The 8,086-nt window shown below is 40.2% G+C and carries 8 protein-coding genes; all 8 read left to right on the top strand.

The annotated features are described in order from the left end of the window. Positions 1-591 precede the first annotated feature (591 nt). The 8 genes from rpmH (at position 592) to AK824_RS13175 (ending at position 8,060) form a co-directional block, all read left to right on the top strand. Positions 592-726: a 50S ribosomal protein L34 gene (rpmH, locus tag AK824_RS13205; protein WP_007394757.1), complete on the top strand. Its 135-nt coding sequence runs from the start codon at positions 592-594 to the stop codon at positions 724-726. Positions 727-905: 179 nt separating this feature from the next. Further along, on the top strand, positions 906-1,277 hold the full coding sequence (gene rnpA, locus AK824_RS13200; protein ID WP_057762244.1) for a ribonuclease P protein component: 372 nt from the start codon (positions 906-908) through the stop codon (positions 1,275-1,277). A gap of 1 nt (position 1,278) precedes the next feature. Next, entirely contained in the window at positions 1,279-1,659 is a 381-nt protein-coding gene (gene yidD / locus AK824_RS13475) for a membrane protein insertion efficiency factor YidD (protein WP_082624661.1), read from the top strand. Positions 1,660-1,874: 215 nt separating this feature from the next. Continuing rightward, positions 1,875-3,557 carry a membrane protein insertase YidC gene (yidC, locus tag AK824_RS13195; protein WP_057762242.1) on the top strand — a complete coding sequence of 561 codons (1,683 nt, stop codon included), beginning with the start codon at positions 1,875-1,877 and terminating at the stop codon, positions 3,555-3,557. A 280-nt stretch (positions 3,558-3,837) separates the two neighbouring features. Then, entirely contained in the window at positions 3,838-5,226 is a 1,389-nt protein-coding gene (gene mnmE / locus AK824_RS13190) for a tRNA uridine-5-carboxymethylaminomethyl(34) synthesis GTPase MnmE (RefSeq protein WP_156410741.1), read from the top strand. Positions 5,227-5,313: 87 nt separating this feature from the next. After that, positions 5,314-5,772: a transcriptional regulator NrdR gene (gene nrdR / locus AK824_RS13185; protein ID WP_057762240.1), complete on the top strand. Its 459-nt coding sequence runs from the start codon at positions 5,314-5,316 to the stop codon at positions 5,770-5,772. 126 nt (positions 5,773-5,898) lie between these two features. Then, on the top strand, positions 5,899-6,954 hold the full coding sequence (gene ribD / locus AK824_RS13180) for a bifunctional diaminohydroxyphosphoribosylaminopyrimidine deaminase/5-amino-6-(5-phosphoribosylamino)uracil reductase RibD (protein WP_057762239.1): 1,056 nt from the start codon (positions 5,899-5,901) through the stop codon (positions 6,952-6,954). A gap of 431 nt (positions 6,955-7,385) precedes the next feature. Next, on the top strand, positions 7,386-8,060 hold the full coding sequence (locus AK824_RS13175) for a riboflavin synthase (RefSeq protein WP_057762236.1): 675 nt from the start codon (positions 7,386-7,388) through the stop codon (positions 8,058-8,060). Positions 8,061-8,086 lie beyond the last annotated feature (26 nt).

Below are 8,086 nucleotides of genomic sequence, written 5' to 3'. Positions count from 1 at the left end.
GAAAAATACTGACCTTGTAATCTGAAATAATAGTTATTTTTTAGCAATATAAATTGCTACCTAAGCCTCGATATTACACGTAACAACTAACCAAAAAGTTCGTACTGATATCCTATACGAAGGTGTATATCAAGTAGCGCCTAATTTAACACAGATACCCTGTGGATAAAACCTTGTTTTTTGTGGATAAGACTGTGGACAGTTTTATGCATAACTTTCACAAGCTAGTTATCCATATTTAACCCACAGTTTATCCACAAGTTTACCCATAGCCTAGTAAATTGATAATAAAAAGGAAAATAGACTTAACCACAGATAATTATGGTCCCAATAATAACAATACTATATCTATATTAATTAATTATTATTATAGTGTTTGAACCAACCTGTGGATAACTTTGTAAATATATAGAATATATAACTATAAAATTTGGTTAACTAGAAATAGGTTTTAAGGAAATATCTTTACTAGATTTGTATGAGGTATTTCCTATTTAGGGACAAAGCAAATTAGTTTATTGACCAAAACTATACTGAATGGTATAATCCTCCGTTATTACGAATTTAGTCCATTATTTTGATAGGTGAGTTATGAAACGTACATTCCAACCAAGCGTGATCAAGCGTAAACGTACTCACGGTTTCCGTGCTCGTATGGCAACTAAAAAAGGCCGTCAGGTCTTAGCTCGTCGCCGCGCTAAAGGACGTCATCGCCTTACTGTATAATCAGTAGATTGCGATAAGCATGGCTAACAGTGCTTGTTGTGTTCTTATTGCTTATAGATTGCGATAGTCAATCATCACAACTGACACTTAGCCATATATTAAAAGCGCCCACATAGGCGCTTTTTTTGTCTCTATAATTTGTTATTATTTCTTCTATCGTTATTCTACTAGGTTGTACTATGTCCAATACTCTATCAGATACACCTGCAGCTAGTTTCACTAAACAGCAACGCTTGCTTACCCCTGCAGCCTTCCGTGAGGTATTTGACGCACCTGAGCGCAAGATTCATCAGAGTCATTTAATGGCTTTTGTACGTACTAACGAGCATGCACAGCCACGAGTCGGTATGGCTATTACCAAGCGTAAAGTACCTACTGCTGTCGCTCGTAATCTAATCAAAAGATATGTGCGTGAAGAGTTCCGTACCAAAGCTTTCAAAATGGAAAATAATGACATTGTTTTTATTGTCAAAAAACCTATTAAAGATATAGATAATAAAGAATTAAAAAATCAAATAATTAATATTTTTAAAAAAATAGAAAGAAAATAAAATGAATTTTTTATTTAAAGAAATACTTATAAGTAAATTTATTTATAAATTATTTTTTAATTTAATTATTTTTTATCAAAAAATAATTAGTCCTATAATACCTGCTCGTTGTCGCTATTATCCGACATGCTCAAATTATGGCAAACAAGCTTTAACATGGCATGGTACTCGTAAAGGTGGTTGGTTATTATTAAAACGTCTTAGCAGGTGTCACCCTTTAGGTGGACACGGTATAGACTTTGTACCCTTACCCTTAGCTTCCTATAGCTATCAATACATATCTTTTACTGATGTATCAAATAATAACCCCCAGAGTTTGGGTGTTTATCGAGACAATACTAGCTATGTTTCACAGCTTAATCATTTGATAAAATCAACATGAAGTCGTCCTCTTTAGTCTCAGATAGATACTCTGTTAAGTTACCCACAAGTTATCCACACTCTTGGTATCATTTGAGACAGATTTTTAGTAAAATGATGCACATTTTATGTAAATGACTACTGATGCAGTTGCAATGTGACAGGACAGCTGTGTAGGACAGTCATGACACATGCCCTAATTTTTCATTCCCTAATTTTTTAATCTAGGAAAGGTTTATGCAAAAGATATTTCGGGTGATGATCATCATTGCGATGCTAATTACCGCTTATCTGCTGATTTTGGCATGGCGAGATGATTATGCCGATGCTCCAGCTGTAGATGCGGTGCCAGAAACTACAAGTTCGGTAGGTGCTGACATTCCTTCTACTACTGGTGCAGCAGGTGATATCCCGGTACAGACATTACCTGTGGATAATAGTGCTGTGACAGCGACTCCTGCGAAAAACGCTGGTCTAATCACGGTAACAACTGATCGCTATGATATAAAAATCAATCCAGAAGGTGGTGATATTGTTTATGCTGCACTCAAGCAGTATGACGCAACGCTCGATAGCGATAAGCCTTTCGTATTGTTAGAAAACAACAGTAACCGTGTGTATGTGGCTCAATCTGGACTTATTGGTCAGAACGGTATTGATACAGCAGAAGGTAGAGCGACTTATAACCATACTGCTAACAATTATGTGATGGAAGATGGACAGCAAACGTTGTCAGTGCCGCTTACTTATAAGAAAGACGGTGTGACGATTACCAAGACTTTCACTTTCACTGAAAATAAATATCCAATCGATATTAGCTATCAGATTCAAAACGCGTCTACCAATGCTTGGCAAGGTCAGATGTTTGCACAGTTAAAGCGTGATGATAGTAAAGATCCTGGTATGTCTGATAAAGGCGCGCTGAGCATGGCGACTTATCTAGGCGGTGCTTGGGGTACCCCAGATGATCCTTATAATAAGCTGAAATTTGGTGACTTTAGTGATGGTGAGTTGACGACCACTAGCGATAAAGGCTGGGTTGGTATCGTACAGCATTACTTTGTATCTGCTTGGACGCCTGAAAATTTCACTGGTAAATTCTTTACTCGTGAAACAGGTAGTGATTATTTTATCGGCTTTAATAGCCAACCAGTGAATGTAGCACCAAACAAACAAGTTACTTTAAATGCAATACTGTATGCAGGTCCAAAAGTTCAGTCTGAGCTAAAAGACGTTGCGGTAGGCCTTAACAAAACAGTTGATTATGGTCTGCTGTGGCCAATATCAAAGGTCTTATTTGCTATCTTGGAAGGTGTGCATAAGGTTGTTGGTAACTGGGGTTGGTCAATTATTTTACTGACTATCTTAGTAAAAATTGCCTTGATGTGGTTCTCTAATAAGAGCTACTACTCGATGGCTAAAATGCGTGCCATTGCGCCAAGACTCAAAGTGCTTAAAGAAGAGCATGGCGATGATCGGATGAAAATGTCGCAAGAGATGATGGCGATATACAAAGAAGAAAAAGTCAATCCGATGGCAGGTTGCTTGCCAATCTTGATGCAGATGCCGATTTTCTTAGCTTTGTACTGGGTATTAGTAGAGAGTGTTGAGTTGCGTCACGCACCATGGATTTTGTGGATTCAAGATCTGTCAGCGATGGATCCGTGGTTTATCTTGCCGTTGTTAATGGGTGCGTCGATGTTTGTACAGCAGCAGTTGAACCCGCAGCCAGCAGATCCGATGCAAGCAAAAGTCATGAAGTTCTTGCCGATTATCTTTACTGCATTCATGCTGTTCTTCCCAGCAGGTTTGGTTTTATATTGGACAGTCAACAACTTGTTTAGTATGACTCAGCAATATATCGTCAATAAAAAAGTCGATGAAGAGCAAAAGCGTCGTACGGTAAAAGTGGTCGATTAATCAGTTCTTTGTCAGAAACACCAAAAACCATCGCGCAAGCGGTGGTTTTTTTATAGGTGGTGGATAAGTGGTAAATGTTATCCACAGCTTATCAACATTATCCACAGCTTATAAATATCAAAACGAATATATGTCTGATGCGGCTACCTTTCAAAGTTTGCTTTGTCAGTATGAGTCCAGACGTCTATAATGGAGCTTTTAAACATTGAGAGTCATTGTGGATTCCTTAGAGACAGCATTAGCCGTACCTAATTCTTCTGAAAAGTCTAATACATCTGGATTGGCCACAATTGCTGCGATTGCAACGCCGCTTGGGCGAGGAGGTGTGGGTGTCATACGTCTATCAGGCAGCCGTGCTTACGATATGGCATGTGCCCTAACAGGTAAGTCTGCTTTTACGCCGCGAATGGCTAGCTTTTGTCGTTTTTATCAAGCTGATGGCACTGTCATTGATGAGGGATTGGTCTTGTTTTTCAAAGGTCCGCATTCATTCACAGGTGAGGACGTTATTGAGCTGCAAGGGCATGGTGGTGTTATTTTACAAAACCAGTTGCTCGCGCGCGTATTTGAGCTAGGTGCCAAGCAAGCAAGTGCAGGAGAGTTCTCTTATCGTGCCTTTGATAATGATAAATTGGACTTGGTGCAGGCAGAAGCGATCGCTGATGCGATTGATGCCACCAGTGCTGCCGCCGCCAGTAGTGCGATTCGTTCTTTAAGTGGTGAGTTTTCACAAAAAATTAACCAGTTATTAGAACAACTCATTCACCTTCGTTTACATGTCGAAGCTGCTATTGATTTCCCCGACGAAGAAGACGTTGATTTTTTGTCTGATGGCGTCATACAAAGTAAGCTTGAGCAGACGCAAGATAAGATACAACAAGTTTTATCAACGGCAAAGCAAGGTCAGCTTTTGCGCGACGGTATCCATGTCGTGCTAGCAGGTAGGCCAAACGCAGGTAAATCTAGCTTGCTCAACCGCCTTGCAGGGCAAGAGCGTGCTATCGTGACTGATGTCGCCGGTACTACGCGTGATACGCTGCAAGAGACAGTCGTGCTCAATGGTTTGACGCTACATCTGACTGACACAGCAGGCCTACGTGAGACAGAAGACACTGTGGAACGTATCGGAATCGAACGTGCCCGTACAGCCATCACGCAAGCTGATATGCTACTGATGGTCTATGATGTGACTCGCGATGTTGAAGAAGAAAGCACACCGTTGCAGCTTGCTGAACAGTTGTTTGGTGAACTGCCAGAAGCTAAACGCTTACTTATCATTGCTAATAAAAGCGACTTATTGAGCGATAATAATAGAGAAGAAAGTGCTGCTAAGACCCAAACTGAAATCAAAAACAGAGGTTATCAGCAGGTTAATGTTTCATGTGAAACAGGCATTGGTATCGATAACTTGGTTGAAGCATTATGTGAGAAAGTAGGCTTTCATCCACCAGAGAATAGCTTAATCGCTCGTACCAGACATCTCGATGCACTTAGACGAACTGCTAATTTCTTGGCAGAAGCCCATGAGCAATTAACGGTATTCGAAGCGGGTGAGTTGGTTGCTGATAGCTTACGTCAAGCACAGCAGAGCTTGGGTGAAATTACGGGTGAGTTCAGCGCTGATGACTTATTGGGTAAGATATTCGGCAGCTTTTGTATTGGTAAATAACTGTTAAGTGGTTTTTGTTATTATCCAATAACATGAACCATTATAAAAACACTGCTTTTATTCTCAATCGTAAAATAAGGAAATGCTATGCACTGTCCGTACTGTAATGCGTCAGAGACCAAGGTTATTGACTCACGTCTTGCTGCGGAAGGGGCACAAGTGCGTCGACGCCGTTCGTGTAACAGCTGCCAAGAACGTTTTACGACTTTTGAGATGGTAGAAGTGGTCATGCCAAGAATCATCAAATCAAGCAACAAGATCGAACCTTACGACAATGAAAAGCTGCGCCGTTCTATTTTACTACCTTTACAAAAGCGTCCTATCACTATCGATGAACAAGAGGCGATGATTAGTCGTATTGAAAAACGTGTTAGGCAGATGGGTGAGCGAGAAATCAGTAGTAAAGTCTTGGGTGAAATCATCATGAGTGAACTCAAAACTTTGGATGATGTCGCCTATGTACGCTTTGCTAGTGTGTATCGCGACTTTCAAGATATCGATGCATTTCATCAAGAAATTGCCAATATTCGTCCAAATGAGAAGTAAGCGAAGCAAGCTTTTGAGTAATCCCTAGTTGATAAGTGTTTCCCAATTACTAATCAGAATTATCAATCAGCTTTCAACGCTTATTTTCTTATATAGAGTCTTCAACTATTTATTAAGCCTAGCCTTATGTCTAATCAAAGCCATGCTCAAGATGCACAAGACCGCTACTTTATGATGCTTGCTATCGAACAAGCGAAGCGCGGTTTGTATACTACTAGACCGAATCCTGCAGTAGGCTGCGTTATTGTTCAGGCAGAGCGGATTGTTGGTCAAGGGTTTCACCCTAAAGCTGGCGAACCACATGCAGAAGTGTTTGCACTTAAAGAGGCCGGTACACAGGCAGCAGGGGCAACTGCTTACGTTACATTAGAGCCATGTAGTCATACGGGACGTACACCACCATGTGCGCTGGCACTGGTTGTTGCTAAGGTAAAGCGCGTTGTAGTTGCAGGTCTAGATCCAAATCCGCAGGTTGCAGGTCGCGGTGTGAAACTATTAGAGCAAGCTGGTATTGAGGTAACGGTCGGTGTCCTGACAGAGCAGGCAGAAGTACTAAACCGTGGTTTTCTAAAAGCCATGCGTACTCAAATGCCTTATGTACGATTGAAAATAGCGACCAGTTTAGATGGCCGTACAGCGATGGCATCTGGTGAATCAAAGTGGATTACCTCGACAGCTGCCCGCGAAGATGTACAAAAACTACGAGCACAAAGTGGTGCGATTATCACAGGTAGTGAAACCGTAATAACTGATAACCCGCAGCTCAATGTGCGCTCAGAACAATTGGACGTACCACCTGAAAAAATACCTAACCCTAAAATAGTCATACTTGATAGGCGTCAGCGTTTAAAGCACAGCCTACAGTCTGATTATCAGCTGTGTCAGCATCCAGATACTATTTATTGGCATGAAGATGATTTGCCGGCGTTGTTGGCTAAGTTAGTCAGTGAGCATCAATGCTATGACGTGTTAGTGGAGGCAGGTGCTAGCGTTGCAGGTAGTTTTTTGAGTCAACAGTTGGTAGATGAGCTAATCGTATATCAAGCACCTTGTTTACTTGGTGAGCAAGCTCGTCCAATGGTTGATTTCAATCCTATGTCCCTTGCTCAGCAGTTACGGTTTGATATAGAAAGTCATCAACAGCTTGGTCCAGATCTTAAATTAACCTTATTACCTTTATAAATATTCTTCGTATAAGTAGGTTGTCCACAAATCATAAGAATAAGCTTGGAATGTGGATGAAACAGTAATTGATTTACGTGTTTCACATGGAACTGTGTATAACTTTGTTTCACATGAAACAAGAAAGATATGTGTCTCTAGGATGTATTTATAAATATTATTTTAAATCAATAACTTAGAATTTATTTTCTAGATGGATACGTACCATGAGAAATTTACATTTGTTGTGGATAACTATGTATTTATAGTGGTTTCTAACTATACCTCTATTGATTTATCCCTACTTATCCACAACCTATCCTATTAAAGGTCAAATCTATTGATGTTTCACTGTCAGCTATTTGAACAAATTGTGATGAAGAATTGATAGTTGATTTGATAAACTAAAATATTCGCCTATAACGGCAATACTATAATGAGATGAGGATAATATGTTTACTGGAATTATAGAAAGCGTTGGAAAAGTTAAATCTATGCAGGCTACAGGCGGTGACATACGTTTGACAGTAGAGTCTGATGACTTGGATTTCAGTGACGTGAAGCTAGGCGATTCTATTGCATCGAATGGTATCTGTTTAACCGTGGTAGAGCTCGGAAGTAACTACTACTCTGTCGATGTCTCACGTGAAACGATTGCTAGAACAGCATTAGAAGGGTTAAAAGCCGGACATACGGTCAATCTAGAAAAGGCCATGCTACCAACGACTCGTTTTGGTGGTCATATTGTCGCTGGTCATGTAGATGGAGTAGGGGTAGTTAGTAAATTACAACAAGATGCTCGTTCTATCTATATTGAGATTGAGATACCCCAGGATCTGGCGCACTATACAGCGACCAAAGGCTCTATTACAGTAGATGGTATTAGTCTGACGACCAATTTAGTGCGTGACAATATTGTTTCTCTAAATATCATTCCGCATACTGCTCAAGTGACAAATATCGCTAAGCATTGGTTAGTAGGTAACAAAGTGAATATTGAAGTAGATATCGTTGCCCGTTATCTAGAGCGTCTATTAAATAAATCTCAATCTGGCGGTATGAATGCGTCAAACCCGCAAAGTCAAATCACAGAAGCATTTTTGGCCGATAATGGGTTTATGAAATAACAATTAAGCTTACCGAAATATTATCC

Source organism: Psychrobacter sp. P11G3, from assembly GCF_001435845.1.
Classification (GTDB): Bacteria; Pseudomonadota; Gammaproteobacteria; order Pseudomonadales; family Moraxellaceae; genus Psychrobacter.
This window is presented reverse-complemented; position numbering and strand designations above follow the sequence as displayed.

What these genes read in the sequence shown, in the direction of transcription:
- rpmH (WP_007394757.1), top strand. Translation starts at nt 592, where the DNA reads ATGAAACGTACATTCCAACCAAGCGTGATCAAGCGTAAACGTACTCAC.
- rnpA (WP_057762244.1), top strand. Translation starts at nt 906, where the DNA reads ATGTCCAATACTCTATCAGATACACCTGCAGCTAGTTTCACTAAACAG.
- yidD (WP_082624661.1), top strand. Translation starts at nt 1,279, where the DNA reads ATGAATTTTTTATTTAAAGAAATACTTATAAGTAAATTTATTTATAAA.
- yidC (WP_057762242.1), top strand. Translation starts at nt 1,875, where the DNA reads ATGCAAAAGATATTTCGGGTGATGATCATCATTGCGATGCTAATTACC.
- nrdR (WP_057762240.1), top strand. Translation starts at nt 5,314, where the DNA reads ATGCACTGTCCGTACTGTAATGCGTCAGAGACCAAGGTTATTGACTCA.
- ribD (WP_057762239.1), top strand. Translation starts at nt 5,899, where the DNA reads ATGTCTAATCAAAGCCATGCTCAAGATGCACAAGACCGCTACTTTATG.
- AK824_RS13175 (WP_057762236.1), top strand. Translation starts at nt 7,386, where the DNA reads ATGTTTACTGGAATTATAGAAAGCGTTGGAAAAGTTAAATCTATGCAG.